At 25.5% G+C, this 1,652-nt stretch carries 2 protein-coding genes; both read right to left on the reverse strand.

Features of this window, described 5'->3' with window-relative positions; all coding sequences use genetic code 11:
• Nucleotides 1-787, reverse strand: a 787-nt coding sequence (locus WAO56_RS03110; protein WP_422146250.1) for a hypothetical protein, incomplete at its 3' end; no start/stop codon positions are given.
• A 223-nt stretch (nucleotides 788-1,010) separates the two neighbouring features.
• Nucleotides 1,011-1,652: sensor histidine kinase (locus WAO56_RS03115; protein WP_422146251.1), on the reverse strand; the 642-nt coding region annotated here is incomplete at its 5' end.

Consider the following 1,652-nt stretch of genomic DNA (forward strand, 5'->3'; position numbering starts at 1 on the left):
AATCTCCTTCTTCTGCTTGAAGCAAGGCTCCTGTAAGAAGATTTTTATAATCATGATTGTATTTTCTAATATCTTCTTGCATGGATTCTAAGGACTTAATATAGGTTTCTTGTTGAAGAATTATTGTCTCATTTAATTCCTTGTTTTTCCTATTATATTCAATAAAAGCTCCAGCAAAATAAAATATTACTACCAATGTAAATAACCCTAAGTTTAATTTAATTGCAATAGAGTTTTCTTCCCCCATCATTCCTGTTAAACCTAGAATAGTTATTAGTAACAATAAAGGTAACATTAATACTATAGCAATTTTACTGTTAAAAACATTATCTATTACTTTTTTTAAACCAAGTTTTTTTAGCAAAAAAAGAAAAGTACTGGTTACCACCATTAATATTCCATTCATAAGAAAATGATACACTCCAAGTTTAGGTAGAAAATTTTCTACAACAACTCCTTCCCCTAACGAAATTAGTGAATGAATAAATATTAATTTTACATAATTTATATATAAATTCTTTTTCCCGTTTAAAATATATACTAAAACAAAAAAATTAAAATAAGTCCAAAAAGCATAAAAAACAAAAAATAAAAAACTTTGTTTAGCTGAAAATGACATAATATAATGATCTAGAATAGTTAAAATAATTATAGTTGGTATAATATAAAAAAATCTTTTTTGAAATCTTACTTTGTTTATAAATAAATTCATTGATAAATACATTATCAAAAACATATATAGTAAATAAAATCCATAATATAGCCATCTTGCAATGTTTCCATCCATTGTTAACAATCTCCCTTACATATTTTAATTTCAAACTCTAATAAAATATTGTTTCCTATTTACTAAAACAGATCAATAAAGTCTACTATATAATAAACTTTAGCATGCCATCTATAAAATAATAAAACTTCATATTATTTTCTCTTTTAATAATTTATATTGAGTATATTTTAACATTTCTCATTAATTATTTTTCTTTATTTCTTAAACTATACGTTTTATTCTATCCTATTTTTAATACTTGATTGAATTCTTTTTCTGTCGAAATAGTTTCCCTAACTATATTTTCATAGTTTTCTACTATTTCCTTATAATTGGAAAGTCCTAAACCTCTTTTTTCTCCCTTTGTAGAGAAGCCTTCTTCGTATATATTTTGAATATTCACCTTTTCTGTTACGGGGTTTTTAACCATTATCGTTGTTACTTTTTCTTCCTGAAGTATTACCAGTTTTATTACTTTTTCTTCTAGTTTTTCCACTTCCTCTATTGCATTATCCAGTAAAATTCCCAAACATCTTACAAGGTCTGTAGTTTTCATATTTATTCTATCTACATCATTTAAGACTTCTAGGTGAAATTCTATTTCTAATTCTTCCATTTTGCTCATTTTCGAAAGAAGAAGTCCCTTGACTTCATTGGATTTTATTCTTTTAAGTTGAGTGGTCTTTGCAACTTGGGATCCTATTTTTTCTTCAAATTCATCAAATACATCTTTTAAATAAAGTCTAACTCCGTCGTAATCTCCTTCTTCTGCTTGAAGCAAGGCTCCTGTAAGAAGATTTTTATAATCATGATTGTATTTTCTAATATCTTCTTGCATGGATTCTAAGGACTTAATATAGGTTTCTTGTTGAAGAATTATTGT

Source organism: Miniphocaeibacter sp. (genome assembly GCF_049276255.1).
GTDB lineage: Bacteria > Bacillota > Clostridia > Tissierellales > Peptoniphilaceae > Miniphocaeibacter.